We start from the raw sequence: 18,856 nt of genomic DNA, 5'->3' as shown, positions 1-18,856 counted from the left end.
AGATGCGGCGATCAAGAAGGGTTCAGCAGACACGGACGGCGCTTGTCGCCGGCGGTGCCGGTTTCCTCGGTTCGCATTTGTGCGAGGCCCTGCTTCACGACGGGTATCGCGTCATATGCGTCGACAACTTTCTTACGGGCCGAATGGAGAATGTCAGCTCGCTAATCAGCCAAGCCCGGTTCCGGCTGATCGAGCAGGACGTTTGCGTCCCGCTGGAACTCGGCGAGGCTGTCGACCGCGTTTTCAACCTGGCCTGCGCGGCATCGCCGCCCCGCTACCAGGCCGATCCGGTCCACACAACGCGCACCTGTGTGATCGGAACGCTCAATCTGCTCGAGCTCGCCGCAAGCAACGGCGCCCGCTTCCTGCAGGCCTCGACCAGCGAAGTCTACGGCGATCCAGAACAGCACCCACAGCGCGAGGACTATGTCGGCCACGTCAACTGCACAGGACCGCGCGCCTGTTATGATGAGGGCAAGCGCACCGCGGAGACGCTCTGCTTCGATTATCTGCGGGCCGAGATGGCCGATATTCGCGTCGCCCGCATCTTCAACACCTATGGTCCCAGAATGGACCCAGCCGACGGCCGCATCGTGTCCAACCTGGTCATGCAAGCGATCGAGAGACGGCCGCTGACGATATTCGGCGATGGCCGGCAAACCCGCTCATTCTGCTATGTCAGCGACATGATCGGAGGATTGCGACGCCTTATGGATGTCGATCCCAATCCGCGACAGCCGGTCAATCTGGGCAATCCCGGCGAGTTTTCGATCCTCGAATTGGCAAGGCTGGTTCGGGAACTGACCGGCAGCAGATCACCCGTGAAATTCCTGCCCTTGCCGCAGGACGACCCGCGCCGCCGGCGGCCCGACATAGGCCGCGCAAGAGCGCTTCTCGGCTGGTCACCGAAGGTGCCTCTCAGGCAAGGCCTACTGCAAACCATCGCCTTTTTCTCGAGGCTCGACGACCTTGCGATGGAGGCCATCGTACCGGTCAACAGGACTGAGGCCGGAAAAGCTCAGAACCTTCAGCTCTGAGGCGGTGGCTTCCTTCACCGTAGCGGAACAACCGACCGGGATTGCGGTTGGACATGACAACCGTCATGGAGAAGAACTGTGCAGCCGAAGCGACCAATCAAGGACATCGACCAGATGGCGGCGGCCGAAACCGCCGCGTTCCTGCGGCGAGCCTCCATCACCTATCTCGAATGTTGCGTCAGTCTGATGATGACACATCTGCAGCGCGAGGAAGTGGCCACAATTCTGGAGGAGGAAGCGGACATGCTGCGCAGGCTGGACTGATCAGGTCCTCGCGCGCTCGATAAAACGCGAAAGCCTGGTTTCGTAGCGGTCGGCGGCGCGCGTGGCTCTTATCCGCTCATCGCCGTGTGTCGACTGTCGGGCCATCGTCCACAGCCCAAGCTGGAAGGCGAGATAGCAGGGCTCCATGTAGTCCACCAAGGAATGATCGACGGCACGCGACATTTCTGCCTCAACGCCTTGGATGAGCCGCGAAAGCTCGGCGTTGGAAAGCTCATATTCCACCGTCGCGCCTGCAATGTCCCACGTTATGTCCTGACAGCCGACAATGTCGTGCGAGCGGCAATGGTCGACGGCGTCCGTCTTGAGCAGGGTTCCCTCCGGCCGAACCAGAAATTCCCACGGGTGCAGGCGTCCGTCGATCTCGATCCTCCGCAGGAAGGGATGTGAGGAGTGGCGGGCGAACCAACCCTTTAATGCTTGGGCCGGCTCTTCCCCCAAGGCTTCCCTGCAGTTTTGCATGGCCATGTCTGCAAGCCTCTCCAGCGACGCGCCGGCCTCTTCCGTCTGCAACTCGGCAGCGCGCCAGCCGAGATAGCGTCCAAGCCATTCGACCAGCAGGTCCCTGGCCAGCTCTGTCCGATCCAGCCTGTCCGCGTCTGTCCAACGCTCGATCAGGAAGCCGTGGCAGAGTCCGGCAGGCTGCGTTCCAAAACCGGCCCTGTGCACCGACCTTGCCGTGTGCAGCTTGTGCTGCCCGGTCCCGCCGAGACCGGCGAACTTGACCAACCAACGCTCCGTGCCCGCCAGTGCCAGGAATTTTCGCCGCTCAAATCCGGCAAACACCGGAGGCCAATGCTCCGGCGCCGTGGAAATATGCTTGCGCCATTTGCCGCCGGAAATGTCGCTGAGTTCGACATCGGCCTTGCCGAGGAGGTTCGCCACCCATCGGCGAAGGTTCGGCGCGACGCATCCATCGAAGGCCGCTTCGAAGTCCGCGACATGGCGCGAGCAGTGACTCCAAATAGCCTGCATGTCTGCCGAAGCTTGCACGCCCGGCCCGCCGCGGTGGCTTGGGAACAGATGAATGCGCTCCTGGTCGATGTCCTGCCGGCGCAGCCAGGCAACGACAGCATGAAAGGAACTGCCGGAGAGGCCCGGACCTTCATCAACGATGGCAAATTTGGCAAGAGGTCTGTCGCGCCAAGAGCCGAGGAGTTCGGGCGCGGCGCAAATGTGCCGGGAAAACGGACGGCCGATCGGTCGCACGCTAACAGGCGGCGGCGCATGCAGGGCGGCGGCGACCATCGCCGCCAAGCCGAGACCAATGCTGCGGATGCCGATGACGCATGTGTTTGCGTCGAGTCCCGACCGCAGCGCTGCAAGCAGATAGGTTTCCGGATATAGCGCATAAAGCGCGTAACCTTCGGCCGGGCCGGTGGTTATTTCGTTGCCACAGTCCATGCCGGCAAGCTTCGCAAGCAGCGACGCATCGAGCACTCCGTGCCGGACAAATCCCTGTTGCCAGGATCGCAGCACTTCCTCCGACAACTCGACGAGAATTTCCGACCCCAGCTTCTGTCTCGAGGAATTCCAATCGCCTCCCTTGATGTCGAATTCCGCATCGGCAAGGCCTTGTATAAGTTCGGAAGCGCCGACGAAAAGATCGACCAGGGCAGCGTGGCGCTCGATGCCCGCGGGCAGATCGCCGATCGCTCTCGCGGCGGCCAACACAGCTTCCCTGAGCTGTTGTGCGCTGTGCGCTCGCTTGTGGTCGCCGAAGACGATCATGCGGCTCCTACCCGGCTGTCTGCCGCCAACGCGAACCGCGTCTCTTTTGATCCGCAACCCAGCCCAGCAATTTTCGGACGCCGGGCAATTTTTCGCGGCGCCACGGAACATTCGAGGCCGCTCCCGGTTCGGCGGCGAGGAACTTACCTCCAACCAAAAGGGGCAGCGGTTTCGTGACATCGAAGAAAGTTCGTATCGGCATCGTCGGCGTGGGCAATTGCGCGTCATCTCTTGTGCAAGGTCTCTCCTACTATCGCCACGTCAACGGCAACGAGCCGATTCCCGGGCTGATGCATGCCGATCTCGGCGGCTATCATGTCGACGACATTGAGGTCGTCTGCGCCTTCGATGTCGCGAAAAACAAGGTTGGACGCGATGTGGCGGAAGCGATCTACACCGCGCCCAACAACACCTTTCGCTTTGCTGATGTCGCGCCGACCGGCGTTCGTGTGGAGCGCGGTCCAACACTCGACGGCATCGGCAAATATCTCCGTGAGGAGATCGAAGAGTCGGATGAACCGGCCGCAGACGTAACCACCCGGCTCCGCGGGAGCGGGGTCGAGGTGCTGATATCCTATCTTCCGGTCGGCTCCGAACAGGCGACGCGCTTCTATGCCGAATGCGCGCTTGAGGCCGGCTGCGCTTTCGTCAATTGCATCCCTGTCTTCATCGCCTCGCGGCCGGAATGGCGCAAGCGCTTCGAGGAACGTGGCCTTCCCCTGGTCGGCGACGACATCAAGAGCCAGGTCGGTGCAACCATCGTGCATCGGCTGCTCGCCAATCTCTTCCGTGAGCGCGGCGTGCGCATCGATCGCACCTATCAGCTCAACTTCGGCGGCAACACCGACTTCCTCAACATGCTCGAGCGCGAGCGGCTGGAATCGAAGAAGATCTCGAAGACGCAGTCCGTCACCAGCCAGATCGACGTCCCGCTTGAGGCCGGCAACATCCATGTCGGACCCAGTGACCATGTCCCGTGGCTGACCGATCGCAAATGGGCCTATATCCGTGTCGAAGGCACTACTTTTGGAGGCGTGCCGCTCAATGCCGAGCTCAAGCTGGAGGTCTGGGATTCGCCCAACTCGGCCGGCGTCGTCATCGACGCCCTCCGCTGCGCAAAGCTCGCCCTCGACCGCGGCATCGCCGGCGCGCTCACAGGCCCCAGCAGCTACTTCATGAAGTCGCCGCCGGAGCAGTTCACCGACGCGGAAGCGCGCCTGCGCACGCTCGCCTTCATCGCCGGTAACGACAAGCCTATGCTGGACGCCGCCGAATGACCACGACGTTCTTTCTCATCCGCCACGCGGCGCATGATCATGTTGGCTCATACCTGGCCGGGCGGCTCGAAGGCGTTCGCCTCGGCGAAGCCGGCCAGGCGCAGGCACTGCACCTCGCGCGGCGACTGACGCGAGAGCCGCTCGCGGCGATCTTGAGCAGTCCGCGCGAGCGCACGCTGGAAACAGCGAAGCCGATCGCCATCGCTTGCGAGATTGAGAAGATCGCGATCTGCAAGGAACTCGACGAGATCGACTTCGGCGAGTGGTCCGGCAAGACATTCGAAGAACTGAGCGGCGATGCAAGCTGGCGGCTTTGGAACGACCAGCGCCAGAGCGCCCGCACGCCGAGCGGCGAGACCATGCTGGATGTGCAGCACAGGATGATCGGCCTGATGGACGCGCTGCGCGAGAATGGACAGGGTCAGTGCATCGCGCTTGTCAGTCATGCCGATGTGATCAAGGCGGCTGTCTGCGCGATCCTCGGCCTGCAGCTTGGCGACTGCTTTCGCTTCGATATCGCGCCGGCCTCCATCACAACAGTCGTCCACGGCGACTGGGGCTCCAAACTGATCCGTTTGAATGAAGTTGCCTGAGGGAGTGGTCGCCCATGCGCATGGTCATATTCGGTCTGACCGTTACATCGTCGTGGGGCAATGGGCATGCCACGCTCTGGCGGGGACTGATTAGCGCGCTAGCACCGCTTGGCTGGTCGATCAGCTTCTTCGAGCGCAATACACCGTACTATGCCGGCGCCAGGGACATCGACCGGTTGAGCGGCGGCGGTGTCGTTCTTTACCCGGATTGGGAAGATATCCGCCAAGAGGCCGAGGCCGCGATACGGCAGGCCGACGTCGTCATCGTCACCTCCTATTGTCCAGATGCCGTGGAGGCCTCGCGGCTCGCCAACGACCGCTGTCGCGGCCTGAAAGTATTCTACGACCTTGATACACCGGTGACGCTGGCGAGCATCGAGCGAGGTGATTACCCGGCCTATTTCGAGCCGGAAGGATTGCGCGATTTCGATCTGGTCCTCAGCTATACAGGAGGGCCGGCCATCGATGCGCTGAAGCGCATTCTCGGCGTGCGCGATGTCCTGCCGCTCTACGGCCATGTCGATCCCGACCGTCACCAGCCGGCGCAGCCAAGGCCCGAGTTTGCCGGCGACCTATCCTATCTCGGGACCTACGCCGAGGATCGGCAGGCAGGCGTCGAAAGCCTGCTCGTCGCTGCTGCCGCCCGGCTTCCAAACCGACGTTTCGTCATCGGCGGGGCGCAATACCCGCAGGACTTCCCCTGGAGCGGCAACATCTATTTCGTCCGGCACCTGCCGCCCGCCGATCACCCTGCCTTCTTTTCCTCCTCGCGCCTGACGCTGAACGTCACCCGTGAAGCGATGGCGCGAAAGGGCTGGTGCCCATCAGGGCGTCTGTTCGAAGCAGCCGCATGCGGCGCCGCGATCATCTCCGACGACTGGGCCGGCCTGGACAGCTTCTTCACGCCCGGCAGCGAGATTCTGTTGGCACACACTACCGACGATGTCGTCGCCGCGCTTGGCCTGTCGGATAGCGAAATCGAGGCGCTTGGCCGCCGCGCCCGTGAACGCGTTCTCGACGAGCACACATCCGCGCACCGCGCCGCCGAACTCGATCGCATCTTGAACGGCGCCGTGTCCACGGCAGGTGGAGCAATGGAGGAAGTCGTCTGATGTTGGGCATCGTGCCTGCCGCAGGTCGCGGCAGCCGCATTCAACCGCTGGGTTTTTCCAAGGAACTGCTGCCGGTCGGCAGCCGACTGGATGGCCAGACCGAACGCCCTTGCGCGGTGAGCGAATATCTGGTGCGGCGGATGGTCCGTAACGGCGTCGACCGCATCTGCTTCATCATCGGTTCCGGCAAGTCGGACATCCTCGAATACTACGCCGCCGGCTATGACGACGCCACGGCGATCTTCGTGGCGCAGCCTTCGCCGGTTGGACTGTGCGACGCGATCTTCCGCGCGACACCGCTTGTGACGCCGGAAGAAACGGTCCTGATCGGCCTACCGGACACGATCTGGTTTCCTGAAGACGGCTTCTGCCACCTGGCCGACGACCAGCTTTCTTTCCTGATGTTTCCGGTCGATCGCCCCGACCTGTTCGACGCCGTGATCCTCGATCGGAACGGGCGGGTCGAGCAGATCCAGGTCAAGCAAGCTGACGCAGCGACAAACTGGGTCTGGGGCGCCTTCAAGATGCCGGGTCGTATCTTCCTTCAACTGGCGGCACTGTGGCGCCAGCGCGACGGCCTGGACGAGTATTTGGGCACTCTGGTCAACGCCTATCTCGCCGGCGGAGGCGAGGCTTACGGCGTCAAGGCCGGGACGGCTTATGTCGATGTCGGTACTTTCAACGGCTATCGCACGGCACTCAGGCTGCTGGAAAACAACGGCGCCGCGGAAGACGAAGTCCCGCCGATGTTCGCCCGGCAAGACCGCTCGCCTGTGCCACTCCTCCCAAGCGAAGGAGCTTAGTCATGCCCCATTCCAGCACGGAGATACGCCGCCGCATCGACGCATTGGGGCCCTGGTTTCACAATATGGAGCTCGCGGGCGTGGAGACCGCTCCCGATCATTTCCTCGGCAACTACCCGCTGATCAAATGGCGCAAATTCGCGGATGCCATTCCGACTGATCTTTCGGGCAAGTCGGTGCTCGATATCGGCTGCAACGCCGGCTTCTACTCGATCGAAATGAAGAAACGCGGCGCCGCTCGCGTGCTCGGAATCGACTTCGACCAAGCCTATCTCGCCCAGGCCCGCTTCGCCGCCGAGATCGCCGACTGCGAGATAGAGTTCCGAGAATTGTCCGTCTACGATGTCGGGGCGCTCGGCGAACGCTTCGACATCGTGCTGTTCATGGGCGTGCTTTACCACCTGCGCCACCCGTTGCTGGCGCTCGACCTGATCCGAGCGCATGTCGCGGGCGACCTGATGATCTTCCAGTCGATGCAGCGCGGCAGCGGCAAAGTCTTACCGCTCGAACAGAACTACCATTTCTGGACGCGCGATCTGTTCGACCAGCCAGAATTTCCAAAGCTGCATTTCATCGAGCATCGTTACGCCGACGACCCGACCAATTGGTGGATCCCGAACCGCGCCTGCACCGAAGCGATGCTGCGCAGCGCTGGTTTCGACATCCTGCTGCATCCGGAAGACGAGGTCTATTTCTGCCGCGCGTCCGACGACCCGACAGGCAGCGGCGCCGTCTATCCTTCGAAAGGAGAGACCGATGATTGAAGCCGCCATGATCTGGAACGAGCCCAACAACAAATCGCATTGGGACCCAGAGCTCGACCCCGACTGGAGCCGTTTTGCCACGATGGCGATCATGGCTGCCGATGCGATACGCCGCGAGAACCCGGCAATCACCAAGGTCCTCGGCGGCATTTCCCCGATCGATGCTGGCTTCATGACGCGCATGAAGGAGTTCGGCGTGCTTGACCACGTCGATGCCGCCGCAGTGCATGGCTTCCCGCTCGACTGGAACCTCTGGCAGATCCACGAGTGGCCTCACAAGCTCGGTGAGATTGCTACAGTCGCCGATATTCCGGTCTGGGTCAGCGAAGTCGGTGTGTCTACCTTCGGCGCCGAGGAGGTGCAAGTTTGGGGCTTGCGCCGGACCGCGGACCTTTTGCTCAGCCTCGCGCCACGCGTGCAGTGGTACAGCCTCTATGATCTGCCGCGTTCCTGGGAGGCGACGACGCGCCATCGGGAAGCGGAAGGCTCGTCCTATTACAGGCACTTCTACATGGGCCTGCTGCGCGAGGACGGCACGCCCAAGCCGGCGCTCGAGGAGTTCGCGCGCCACACTCCGCAAATGGGCCTAGTGCAGTGGTTCCACTATGAGGACCATCGGCTGGATGATGCCGTTGCCTGGATGCACCGTCTGGGCGTTACGCATCTGCGCACAGGCCTATCCTGGGCCGACAGTTTTCGGCCGAATGCGCAGGGCTGGTTCGATCGTCAGATGGAAGCGCTTGCCGATTTCAACGTCACGGTCACCTTCTGCTTCACGCCGCAACATCGCGGTCTGCAGCCCCATCACACCAGCCCGCCCCAAGTGCCGGAGGAATTCGCCGAGTTCTGTGCGGCGATGATCCGCCGCTACGCTCCGGCGATCAGCGATGACATGGCACCAACGCTACGTGTGTCGGCAGCATGGTGAGTTCCGGCTCGATCGGCTATGACACTGACCGTCCTCAACGTCGCCTACCCCCTCGCGCCGGTCGGGCCGGATGCGGTCGGCGGCGCCGAGCAGGTGCTGTCGGCGCTGGACCGGGGGCTGGTTGAGAAAGGCCACCGGTCGGTTGTCGTCGCCTGCCATGGGTCAAAGACGGCTGGCGTCCTGGTGGAAACACCGGCCGAAGCAGGCGTGCTCGACAAGGCGGCGAAGGACCGGGCCCAGCAGGCGCATCGCGATGCGATCACGGCCGCCCGGGCGCGCTGGCACATCGACGTTGTTCATCTCCACGGGATCGACTTCGATGCCTATCTGCCTTCCGAGGGCCCAACCCTGGTGACGTTGCACTTGCCGCTCGGCTGGTATTCGTCCGAGGTGCTTGCCCCGCCACGCGAGGACCTGTGGCTGCACGCGGTCTCGTGGGCGCAGCACAGGACGGCGCCGGCAGGGTCGAGACTTGCGAAGCCTATTCCAAACGGCGTTGATATCGAGGCGCTGAACCAGCCCCGATCGCGGCGCAATTTCGTGCTGGTGCTCAGCCGCATCTGTCCCGAAAAGGCCATCCATCTCGCGATAGAGGCAGCCAAGCGCGCCGGCATTCCCCTGGCGATCGCCGGCCAGGTCTATCCTTACGAGACCCATCTGCGCTATTTCGCCGACGAAGTGCACCCTCGGCTCGATCGGCAGCGGCGTTTCCTCGGGCCACTCGGCTTTTGTGCCAAGCGGCGCCTGCTCAACGCCGCCCGCTGCCTCGTCGTTCCCAGCCTTGCCGCCGAAACAAGCTCGCTTGTCGCGATGGAGGCGCTTGCCTGCGGCACGCCGGTCGTCGCTTTCCCGAACGGCGCCCTTCCCGATGTCATCGAGCATGGCAGGACCGGATTCCTGGTCAATGACGTCGAGGAAATGGCGAAGGCCATTGTCGCATCCGGAGCCTTGGACCACGAGGCATGCCGGGCCGAGGCGCGCCGCCGCTTCTCGCTTGAGCGCATGATCACATCCTACATGGATGCTTACGAAGCGCTGGCGAAGCTTGGCACCCGTCGCGCTTTGCTGGGAACCGGCTGATGGGCAGTCTGCGCACCGAGATCATTCGCGCACCCGGAACGTTCGAGGACCTGGAGCCGTGCTGGTGGCAGCTCTGGGGGCAAAGCATCTCGGCCACGCCGTTCCAATCTCCTGCCTGGCTCATCCCCTGGTGGCGTACATTCGCGCCGGGCGATCTCACGGCAATTGCCGTGTGGAGCGGAGACGATCTCGCCGGGCTGGCGCCGCTCTATATCGATAGGCATAATTGCGGTCAGCGCCTGCTCCCCATCGGGATTTCGCTGAGCGACTATCTCGACATTTTGTGCGCGCCGGAACTGCAGGCGGAGGCTGAGGCCGCCATAGCCGAGGCGGCGCTGTCGTTGGAATGGTCGCAGTGGATCCTGCCCGACCTCTCGGCCGATGCCATATCGCTGAGCCTTGAACTGCCGAATGCCGAAGAGCGCAGATCGATGGCCCACGCGGCCTGTCCTGTGCTGTCGCTCGATGGCGATCGGACTCTGGCCCGCTCGGTTCCGGCGAGACGAAGGCGTCAGTTGCGCCGTGCCGAGAGAGCTGCCCGGCGAAGAGGAGCCGTGATTATCAGCCGCGGCGAGTCCGATCCGCAGACATTTCTCGACAGGCTCATCCGACTGCATGGCGCGCGCTGGACTGGCCATGGCGGTGGCGTGCTATCCGACACGGCTGTGGAATTTCATCGCAGGGCCCTGCCGCGGCTTGCCGATAACGGCCTGGCGCGATGCTTGACGATCCAGATCGACGATGTCGTCGTCGGTGCCTATTACGGTTTTCATCACCGCGACCGGGCCTATGCGTACCTTGGCGGTTTCGATCCGGCCTATGCCGACGAAAGCCCCGGCGCGATTCTGATCGGGCATGCCATCACCGGAGCCGCCAGCGAGGGCGCGCTGGAGTTCGATTTCCTACGCGGCAGAGAAGGTTACAAATATGGCTGGGGCGCGAAGGACCGCTGGACGGCGCAGAAGGTGTGGACCAGGAGCGCGTCGCCGTGAACATCGCGAAGCAATCAGGCGCGATTGCCAGGCGCTGCTCGAGGATTGCATGACGGACAGCCTTTCCGTTGACAACGCGCTGGGCAGATTGGCTGTTTATATTGACAAGACGACCAGCGCGGCGCAACTGGCGGATATCGCGCTGGATATGCGTCCAAGCCATGCTCCCCGGCGATGCTGGCTGGAAGAGATCGCCACGATGCTTCGTGGCAAGGCGGATGCCTTCGACAAGGTCCGAAGAGCGGCTGCCTGCGTGTCGCATGACCGGCCGGATAGCGAACCGACCGCCATGACTGTCAAACGGCTGGCCGGCAGCTTCGATCGGGCGGCCGCCATATCTCCCGCGGCCAGCGTCCAATTGTCCTCGCTTGGCGACGAGCACAGGCTTTCGACTACGACCGCCGAGATTGTCTCATGGCTGGAACAGCAGGGTTTCCTTGGTGCCCATAAGCACATACTGGACATCGGCTGCGGCATCGGGCGTCTCGGACATGCGCTCGGCACCCAGGCAGGATATGTCGTCGGCATCGATATCTCGTCGCGGATGATCGAAATCGCGCGCCGGCGATGCGCCGGCCTTGTCAATGTGGAATTTCGCCTGACCTCGGGCCTTGATCTCGGTGATTTCGCCGATGCAAGCTTTGACGGCGTGCTGGCCCTGGACAGTTTTCCTTACCTGGTGCTCGCCGGGGTTGCCGAGCGGCATTTCAGCGAGATCGCGCGCGTCCTGCGACGGGGAGGAATGGCAGCGATCCTCAACTATTCCTATCGCACATCGCCGGGCATCGATTCCCGCGACATCAGCCGTCTTTCTCATGTATGCGGCATGGACGTTGCGGTCGACGGTGAAATGCCGTTCGGCAGTTGGGACGGCATGGTCTTCCTCGTCCGCCGTGCCGGCGGAACATAACGCACCGGCGGCAGTTCGGTCACCGAACAGTTCCACGCCAGCAGAACAGGGAGAAGGAAATGGCATCCGGCGGTAAGAAGCAGATGGGCCGCGGCAGCCAGGGCAAGGGTTCCGGAAGCGGAGCGAAGGCGACGCTTGCAAAGGACGTGGTCGGCGAGAACGACGTGCTGTCCAACCGGGACAAGAAGCAGCACACCGAGCAACGCGGTCTCGACGGCAACCGGATTAAGTCCGATCAGTATCAGGATCACGCGGCGAACCGCCTTCCCGAGGATTGAGCTGATGTTCCCAGATCACCTCTTGCCGCGAAATCCGGTGACAACGGACCGGAAATCCCACAGCCTGCGGCAAGCGCCTTGCAAAGACTGGTCGGCTATGCCCCTGTGAGATTTGAAGGGGCCTCTATTTGTTAAGAGAATGCGATGCCTCACAGGAGTCAGCGCGATCTTTGCGCCCAGTTGATCCTGAGCTTGGACCAGGAGATCGCATCACTGTTGAATGCTATCGAGCGGGAAGAGGTCCCTGACCGGCTGACAAGGCTTGCGCTCGAACTGCAGAAGGCGCTGATCGAAAAGCGCAAAGGCGACATGACGGGTGAGCGCGGTTGAAGATGTCACCGGCAAGGATGCAGCATTACTCGGAGACGGGCAGGTATCAATATCGCCCGCTGTCGCGTGATCGGTGGAACCTTAACATAAGTGAATCGTTGTAGCCGTTTGGGGGGTATCCCGATGGCTGGCAGAACTCCGGAAGTGGACGAACTCGCTCGGCGACTAGTCGCAAAGACGGGCATCACCGAAGCGCAAGCGCTCGAACTTGTTGCTCTGCTCGGCCTGAATTGGGCCTCGTTGATGAGAGAGGCGAAAGTCATGAGAGCAGCTCAGCGCCTGTAGGATTTGGCCGCGCTTAGCGCCTTGCGCCCTCAGTATCCCAATGGTTGTCCGAAAATTGACCTCGTGCCTCGATCAGCACTTGCGGCGAGGTTTCCCCGAGGAACTCCAGAACGCCGGCACGGGCGCGGTTGAGACGGCTTTTGACGGTGCCGACAGCGCAGCCGCATATTTGCGCGGTTTCTTCGTAGCTTACGCCCAGTACGCCGATCAGCATCAAAACCTCACGCTGATGGGAAGGCAGCTTCTGGATGGCTTGATGCACTTCCCTGCTTTGCACGGACCAGTCCTGGGACGGTTCCGAAGTCGGACGGCTGGAGGCGCAGTCGAGCAGCCCGGGCGCCTCCCTCGCCGCCGCTTTGATACGCGTGTAGTGCGTGTTGCGCATGATGGTGAAGAGCCAGGACTTCAGGCGCGTGCCGGGCTCGAATTTGTCCAGATTGCCAAGCCCCTTGGCCAACGTTTCCTGCACAAGATCGTCGGCATCGTCAGGCACGCGACAGAAGGTTCGGGCAAAAGCCCGTAAGGCAGGAATGAGATCGACGATGGAGATCTCCTCGGTGCTGGGGCTCGGCAAATTATGCTCTCTGGATGACAATGTTCCGGCCCCAGCAAGTAGGAATTACGAGGTGCAGACCAGGGAGAATGTTTGAAAAAAAGGAACGTTCCTGTTTTCCATCGCTCGGCCAAAACTTTTGGCGACGTGGCGTGATCGAAGGGAGCGGCAACATTCAATGGGCCCCCTCGATCCTCGGTTCTTCGATATACCAGGGCATTGAAATGATCACGATGTCCGACCCGCCGAACTCGAGCAGTTTGGCGTGCAATCGGCGAGCGCGATGCGTATGCAGGATATGTTGCCACCAATTGGGCGGCACGACCTCTGGGAGCAGCACTGCAATGGGACGGCCATCGAACTCTCCGCGCAACGTCCTGATCTCCTTCAGTAACGGCTCGTACATCAGCCGGTAGTCGGCATTGAGGAGAAGAAGACGCGGCGGGCGCAGGCCCGCCGCTCTCGCCGGCGCTTCCACATCCTGCGACCACCTTCCGCGAATTGCGCGCTCTTCATCGCTCTCTTCGCCCGACAGCCGCGCCACATGGACGGCGATGACATCTCCGGACAGGTGAAAGGCAAAGCTGAGCGCCTTGTCCGCCATCCTGTTCCATTGCTGGGTCACGACAAGAACGACAGCGGGCTCGGTGCTGCTCAAATCGACTTTGCCGGGCTCGCGCAGACTTGCCTCGAGCTGGTCGTAATAGCGCCGCACCAGCCGCAGCAGGAGGATCACCACCGGGATGACGATCACCGTGATCCAGGCCCCTTCCCTGAATTTGGCGACGACGATCACGATGAGCGCCAGCGCGGTGACTATGCCGCCGAACGCGTTGATCGCCAGATGCATGTGGTTGCCCGTCCGGTTCGTGTCCTTGGTTGTGCGAAGCGCCCTTACCCAGTGCATCACCATCCCGGTCTGCGACAGCGTGAAGGTCAGAAAGGCGCCGATGGCGAAGAGCGGGATCAGATGGTCGGTGATGCCGCCGAACACGATCAGCAGCAGTCCCGTCGACAAGGCGAGATAAAGGATACCGATCGAGAAAACGAGCCGCCGGCCAACCATGGCGAAGGGTTTGGGAAGGTACCCGTCTTCCGCCACCATGCGGCAAAGGCGGGGAAAATCGACGAAGCTTGTATTGGCCGAAAGCGCCAGCACGCAAAGCAGGCTACCGATGGCGACGTAGTAGAAGACACCGTCGCCAACGACGGCATGCGCAAGCTGCGACAGCACGCTCTGATAGCCGTCCTTCTCCTGATCCATCGCGCCGATACGGTAGTGTGCCGACAGGAACGCGATGCCGCCGAGCAGCAGCCCAAGGATCAGGCAGATCGCCGCCAGCGTGCGCCGGCCGTGCCTGACAGCCGGATCCTTGAAAGCGGTCATGCCGTTGCTGACCGCCTCTACGCCGGTCATCGCCGTGCAGCCGCTGGCAAAGGCGTGCATCAAGAGGAGCAGGCTTACGGTTTCGAACGGCTGCTGCAGGGGCGGCGGTGGAATTGCCGGCACCGGTTGACCGCCGGAGGCGACCGTCTTCGCGACGCCGATCGCCAGGATCGCCAGGAAGCTCGCGACGAACAGATAGGTCGGCAAGGCAAACAGCCGGCCGGCATCGAGCGTGCCGCGCAGATTGACGACGGTCACCAAAAGCAGGATCCCGAGGCAGATCCAAAGCGTGTAGGCATGCAGCGAAGGCAGCGCCGACACCAGTGCGCCGACGCCGGCAGAGATGCCTACGGCGACATTGAGCACGTAGTCGACCATCAGCGCGGCGGCGGCAAGCAGGCTGGCGTTGCGGCCAAGATTTTCGCGCGAGACGATATAAGCGCCCCCATTGCTGGGGTAAGCGGCGATAGTCTGGCGGTAAGAAAGATAAAGGACCGCGAGCAAACCGACTATGGCGCCCATGATCGGACCGATATAGCCCAGACCCGCCGCGCCGAGCGGGATCAGGATCGTGAGCGCCGCTTCCGGACCGTAGGCCGACGAACCCAGCCCATCGAGGCCCATGGTTGGCACGCCTTCGAAAACACCGATCTTGCGCTGCGACTGTTCCTGATTGGCCAGCCGGCGACCGAGAATCCAGCCCAGTATCGACATGTTGTGTGTCCCGGGAAACTCCTCCCGAATAGCGCGGAAAGAAGAATGTTCCTCGACTGCGACTTCCGACCCGGAGTGCAGGCGGGAATGCGCCGCTCGCTATAAATCACCAGTTCCCGTTGCTGGAGAGCGACCGAGCTCCCGATAGCGGCTCTTGTTGCCGCCCGTAACGGGACGTGACATTCGACCGTCCGTTGTATTTGCTGCAGATCGCGTCGCCTTGGACCGCAGCACGGCACGCGGTCACATACAGTGGCAAGTCCTTACGAGCAAAAACACGCCCACTCCATATGGGATAATGAGGAGTGCGAGGGCAATCCAATAGCCCGGCTGCGCCATTGCCGCGAAATCTGAACGAAGCTGTTCCATTGCCATCGAACGACGCGCCCCTCATCGTTGTTCCAAGCGGGGCTCAAGACGGCAGTCCTCGGGCATGACGCCTTCTGAATTTGCCGGCAATAGAACATGTTCTTGAGCTTCCAGTTCGAGGCAGGACCAAAAGCAGTGGAGACGTTTGGTGGCTCCTCTAACGCCAGAACAGGTAACGCGCCCCGTGTCCGGTTGATCTGTCCTCCGGTGCGGCTTGGAGCAAAATGTGATTTGAGCGAAGCGAGTGTTCGCGCGTTTGAGCGTGGTGGCCGTCCACCCGCCGGAAAAGCTGCTTGCCATGCGCCAGGCATTCCAAGCCGCCGGCATCGTGGTTTCGGACGGGATACCTCCGGCAAGCCTGTCCTTCGATTGCAAAGCCCGACTCGTGTTCCGGTCACCAATCTTACTGATGGCGAGGCTGGGATAATCGGCAACAGCGCAACGCAGCCACTCTCGCCATCTCGATCGGCGTGCCGAGCGGTTCGGGGAATTCGCGTGGCAGACAGAGTAAAGACAGTTTTGTAACCCTGCCGCGGTCGCAAAAAACGGCCAAGCCCTGCCCCAATGCCATGATCCGACCTGGCGCCGACACGTCTGAGGCGGCCACTGATCCATACTGAATCGGTTGCTCGACGTCCTTCCACGCCAGCGGACTTGGTCGGCTACAAACGCCTTTCATGAAGGAGGAACAAAGCTGCCTGTTGCCAGTTTGAATAGCCTCAACAGAGTGCTTCGAGGCCATGGCTCATCGTCGGTTTTCGTCACTGGGTCTGGGTTTCCTGGTCTTGGCGTTTGGCTCGATGCAGCAAGGCACTGCTCAGGCCCAGGCGCCCTGCTCGGCCGATCACGATAAGCTGCTCTCGGCGTTGAAGGCTAATGTCAAGGCAAGTGGCGGCCCCGCGAATGGCGGCTTCGAGAACAATGAATGGGCAGCGATAGTCGCCCGCGACGGTACCGTCTGTGCCGTTGCCTTCAGCGGACCTACCGCCGATGCGCAGTGGCCGGGCAGCCGGCTGATCGCGGCCGAGAAGGCCAATACGGCCAACGGGCTCAGCCTGGCCAACATGGCGCTGTCGACAGCCAATCTCTATGCCGGGGTGCAGCCGGGCGGGCCGCTGTTCGGTCTCCTGGCCACCAGCCCCGTCAACCAGGCAGCAGCCTATGCCGGTGACCCCAAGACTTTCGGCAGCGCCAACGACCCGCTTATGGGCAAGTCGATCGGGGGCGTCGTCGTGTTTGGCGGGGGACTGGCTCTTTACGACGGCAAGACAATCGTCGGGGCGCTCGGCATCAGCGGCGATTCCTCCTGTGCCGACCACAATGTCGCCTGGCGCGTTCGCGCCGCTCTCGGCCTCGACAAGGTTCCGGCGGGCGTCAATCCCAATCGCAAGGACGCCATCATCTACGATCTTGATCCCGGGGGGAAAAGCGCCTCCGGCTGGGGTCATCCGCTTTGTGCCGGTCGCGAGGCCGATATTGCGGCGGAAATCGGTTCCGGCGTCGGAGGTTCGCCGCCGAAATGAAGCAAGCAACCGAAACTGCAACATTCTGCGATGATGCCGCATATTCCGACCGCCCGGCCGCATCTCAAAAACGTTTTGGCGTTCTTACAGCCATGCTGCTGGTCTGCGCCCCCTTGCTGACAGCCGCTTCGGAAGCTCCCCCATCGCCGGCGATATCTCCGCCTCCCGCGGCCGCGCCGCCTGATGACGGGCAATGGACGATGCCCGCCAAGAACTACGCCTCGACCCGTTATAGCGAACTCGCGGAAATCAACGAGGGTAACGTCAAGAACCTGCAGGTCGCCTTCACCTTTTCGACCGGGGTGAACAAAGGCCAGGAAGCAGCGCCGCTGGTGGTCGGCAGCACCATGTATATCGTGAGCCCGTTTCCCAACATCGTCTACGCGCTCGACCTTTCCAAGCCCGGCGCGCCGATGAAATGGAAATACGAGCCCAATCCTGAGCCGGCCGCTCAAGGGGTTGCCTGCTGCGACGTCGTCAACCGCGGCGCGGCTTTCGCGGACGGGCGCCTCTTCTTCAACACGCTCGACGGCCACACCATCGCGCTCGATGCGGACAGCGGCCAGCCGCTCTGGAACGCCCATATCGGCAACATCAATATCGGCGAAACCATCACCATGGCGCCGCTTGTGGTGAAAGGCAAAGTGCTGGTCGGCAATTCCGGCGGCGAGATGGGCGTTCGCGGCTGGGTCAAGGCGTTGGACGCCGGCGACGGTCACGTCGTCTGGACGGCCTATGGCACCGGGCCGGACAAGGACGTGCTGATCGGACCGGACTTCAAGCCCCACTACGATATGGACAAGGGCAAGGACCTCGGCGTCACCTCATGGCCGCCCGAGGCCTGGAAGATCGGCGGCGGCAATATGTGGGGCTGGATTTCCTACGATCCGGACCTCAACCTGATCTTCCACGGCACTGGCAATCCCGGCCCCTGGAATCCGGATCTGCGGCCCGGCGACAACAAGTGGACATCGGGAATTTTCGCCCGCGATCCCGATACCGGAGCGGCGAAATGGTTCTATCAATGGAGTCCACACGACCTGCACGATTATGACGGCATCAACGAGCAGGTCCTGCTCAACATGAACTGGCAGGGCAAGCCGCGCAAGGTGCTGGTCCGTCCGGAACGCAACGGCTACCTTTATGTCCTTGATCGCACCACCGGCGAGGTCCTGTCTGCAAAACCTTATGGTCCCGTCAATTCCAGCAAGGGCGTCGACCTCAAGACCGGCCGGCTGATCGAAAACCCTGACAAGCAGACCGGCACCGGCAAAGTCGTCCGCGACATCTGCCCGACCGCGTCGGGCCTCAAGGATTGGCAGCCTTCAGCCTTCTCGCCGAAAACCGGCCTGCTCTACATTCCGCACAACAATCTGTGCATGGACGAAGAAGGCGTCGAGGTGAACTACATCGCCGGCACGCCTTATGTGGGGATGAACGTGCGCATGATCCCCGGGCCGGGCGGCAATCGCGGCGCTTTCACCGCGTGGGATATCGCGGCTGAGAAACCCGCCTGGAGCCTCAAGGAGAACTTCCCGGTATGGAGCGGCGCGGTCGTGACCGCCGGCGACGTGGTCTTCTATGGAACGATGGAAGGCTGGTTCAAGGCAGTGAGCGCAAAGACCGGCGACCTGCTTTGGCAGTTCAAGACTTCGTCCGGCATCATAGGCCAACCCATCACCTATCGCGGCCCAGACGGCCACCAATATGTCGCCGTCTTATCCGGCGTCGGCGGCTGGGCGGGCGCCATCGTGTCGGGCGACCTCGACCCGCGCGATGCCAGCGCCGCGCTCGGTTTCGTCAATGCGATGAAGGACCTGAAGAACGCGACCACGGCGGGAGGCACGCTCTATGTGTTCCGGCTGCCCTGATGCGTTCGGCTTGATCCACGGCGTGGCACGGAAGGCG

General features: G+C 62.3%; 18 protein-coding genes. 15 read left to right on the top strand and 3 right to left on the bottom strand.

What is annotated here, in order from left to right; all coding sequences use genetic code 11:
• Window positions 1-2 precede the first annotated feature (2 nt).
• Both FJ424_RS19365 and FJ424_RS19360 read left to right on the top strand, forming a co-directional pair.
• The gene (locus FJ424_RS19365; RefSeq protein ID WP_140654221.1) at window positions 3-1,037 is read left to right on the top strand and encodes a UDP-glucuronic acid decarboxylase family protein; all 1,035 of its coding nucleotides are present in this window, start codon (window positions 3-5) and stop codon (window positions 1,035-1,037) included.
• Window positions 1,038-1,115: 78 nt separating this feature from the next.
• Window positions 1,116-1,301, top strand: coding sequence for a hypothetical protein (locus tag FJ424_RS19360; protein ID WP_140654223.1), 186 nt, complete (start codon window positions 1,116-1,118; stop codon window positions 1,299-1,301).
• Here the strand turns inward: FJ424_RS19360 and FJ424_RS19355 are convergent, their stop codons facing one another.
• The gene (locus FJ424_RS19355; protein WP_140654224.1) at window positions 1,302-3,050 is read right to left on the bottom strand and encodes a hypothetical protein; all 1,749 of its coding nucleotides are present in this window, start codon (window positions 3,048-3,050) and stop codon (window positions 1,302-1,304) included.
• Window positions 3,051-3,223: 173 nt separating this feature from the next.
• Here FJ424_RS19355 and FJ424_RS19350 point away from each other — a divergent pair, with 173 nt between their 5' ends.
• From FJ424_RS19350 to FJ424_RS19300, 11 genes are all read left to right on the top strand, one after another.
• Entirely contained in the window at window positions 3,224-4,327 is a 1,104-nt protein-coding gene (locus FJ424_RS19350; RefSeq protein ID WP_140654226.1) for an inositol-3-phosphate synthase, read from the top strand.
• Window positions 4,324-4,920 (top strand): histidine phosphatase family protein, encoded by a 597-nt coding sequence (locus FJ424_RS19345; protein WP_140654227.1) that lies wholly within the window; start codon window positions 4,324-4,326, stop codon window positions 4,918-4,920. Before FJ424_RS19350 ends, FJ424_RS19345 begins: the two co-directional genes overlap by 4 nt.
• Before the next feature lie 14 nt (window positions 4,921-4,934).
• Window positions 4,935-6,032, top strand: a complete 1,098-nt coding sequence (locus FJ424_RS19340; RefSeq protein ID WP_140654229.1) for a glycosyltransferase — start codon at window positions 4,935-4,937, stop codon at window positions 6,030-6,032.
• Window positions 6,032-6,835 (top strand): sugar phosphate nucleotidyltransferase, encoded by an 804-nt coding sequence (locus tag FJ424_RS19335; RefSeq protein ID WP_140654230.1) that lies wholly within the window; start codon window positions 6,032-6,034, stop codon window positions 6,833-6,835. Before FJ424_RS19340 ends, FJ424_RS19335 begins: the two co-directional genes overlap by 1 nt.
• 2 nt (window positions 6,836-6,837) lie before the next feature.
• A complete protein-coding gene (locus FJ424_RS19330) occupies window positions 6,838-7,599 on the top strand; it encodes a TIGR04290 family methyltransferase (RefSeq protein ID WP_140654232.1) in 762 nt (253 codons plus the stop codon).
• Window positions 7,592-8,527: a beta-xylosidase gene (locus FJ424_RS19325; protein WP_140654234.1), complete on the top strand. Its 936-nt coding sequence runs from the start codon at window positions 7,592-7,594 to the stop codon at window positions 8,525-8,527. Before FJ424_RS19330 ends, FJ424_RS19325 begins: the two co-directional genes overlap by 8 nt.
• Window positions 8,528-8,545: 18 nt before the next feature.
• Window positions 8,546-9,607: a glycosyltransferase family 4 protein gene (locus FJ424_RS19320; RefSeq protein WP_140654235.1), complete on the top strand. Its 1,062-nt coding sequence runs from the start codon at window positions 8,546-8,548 to the stop codon at window positions 9,605-9,607.
• Entirely contained in the window at window positions 9,607-10,599 is a 993-nt protein-coding gene (locus FJ424_RS19315) for a GNAT family N-acetyltransferase (protein WP_140654237.1), read from the top strand. Before FJ424_RS19320 ends, FJ424_RS19315 begins: the two co-directional genes overlap by 1 nt.
• Window positions 10,600-10,648: 49 nt before the next feature.
• Window positions 10,649-11,509 (top strand): class I SAM-dependent methyltransferase, encoded by an 861-nt coding sequence (locus FJ424_RS19310; RefSeq protein ID WP_246677299.1) that lies wholly within the window; start codon window positions 10,649-10,651, stop codon window positions 11,507-11,509.
• A gap of 59 nt (window positions 11,510-11,568) precedes the next feature.
• Window positions 11,569-11,787, top strand: coding sequence for a hypothetical protein (locus tag FJ424_RS19305; RefSeq protein WP_140646397.1), 219 nt, complete (start codon window positions 11,569-11,571; stop codon window positions 11,785-11,787).
• Between the two features lie 192 nt (window positions 11,788-11,979).
• The gene (locus tag FJ424_RS19300; protein ID WP_319023005.1) at window positions 11,980-12,117 is read left to right on the top strand and encodes a hypothetical protein; all 138 of its coding nucleotides are present in this window, start codon (window positions 11,980-11,982) and stop codon (window positions 12,115-12,117) included.
• A gap of 298 nt (window positions 12,118-12,415) precedes the next feature.
• Here FJ424_RS19300 and FJ424_RS19295 read toward each other — a convergent pair whose 3' ends face one another.
• Entirely contained in the window at window positions 12,416-12,997 is a 582-nt protein-coding gene (locus FJ424_RS19295) for a sigma-70 family RNA polymerase sigma factor (protein WP_246677298.1), read from the bottom strand.
• Window positions 12,998-13,130: 133 nt separating this feature from the next.
• Window positions 13,131-15,056 carry an APC family permease gene (locus FJ424_RS19290; protein WP_140654242.1) on the bottom strand — a complete coding sequence of 642 codons (1,926 nt, stop codon included), beginning with the start codon at window positions 15,054-15,056 and terminating at the stop codon, window positions 13,131-13,133.
• A 1,169-nt stretch (window positions 15,057-16,225) separates the two neighbouring features.
• Here FJ424_RS19290 and FJ424_RS19285 point away from each other — a divergent pair.
• A complete protein-coding gene (locus FJ424_RS19285) occupies window positions 16,226-16,948 on the top strand; it encodes a heme-binding protein (protein WP_140654244.1) in 723 nt (240 codons plus the stop codon).
• A 92-nt stretch (window positions 16,949-17,040) separates the two neighbouring features.
• A complete protein-coding gene (locus FJ424_RS19280) occupies window positions 17,041-18,819 on the top strand; it encodes a methanol/ethanol family PQQ-dependent dehydrogenase (RefSeq protein ID WP_181175578.1) in 1,779 nt (592 codons plus the stop codon).
• The last annotated feature ends 37 nt before the right edge of the window (window positions 18,820-18,856 follow it).

This window comes from Mesorhizobium sp. B3-1-8 (assembly GCF_006439495.1).
GTDB lineage: Bacteria > Pseudomonadota > Alphaproteobacteria > Rhizobiales > Rhizobiaceae > Mesorhizobium.
This window is presented reverse-complemented; position numbering and strand designations above follow the sequence as displayed.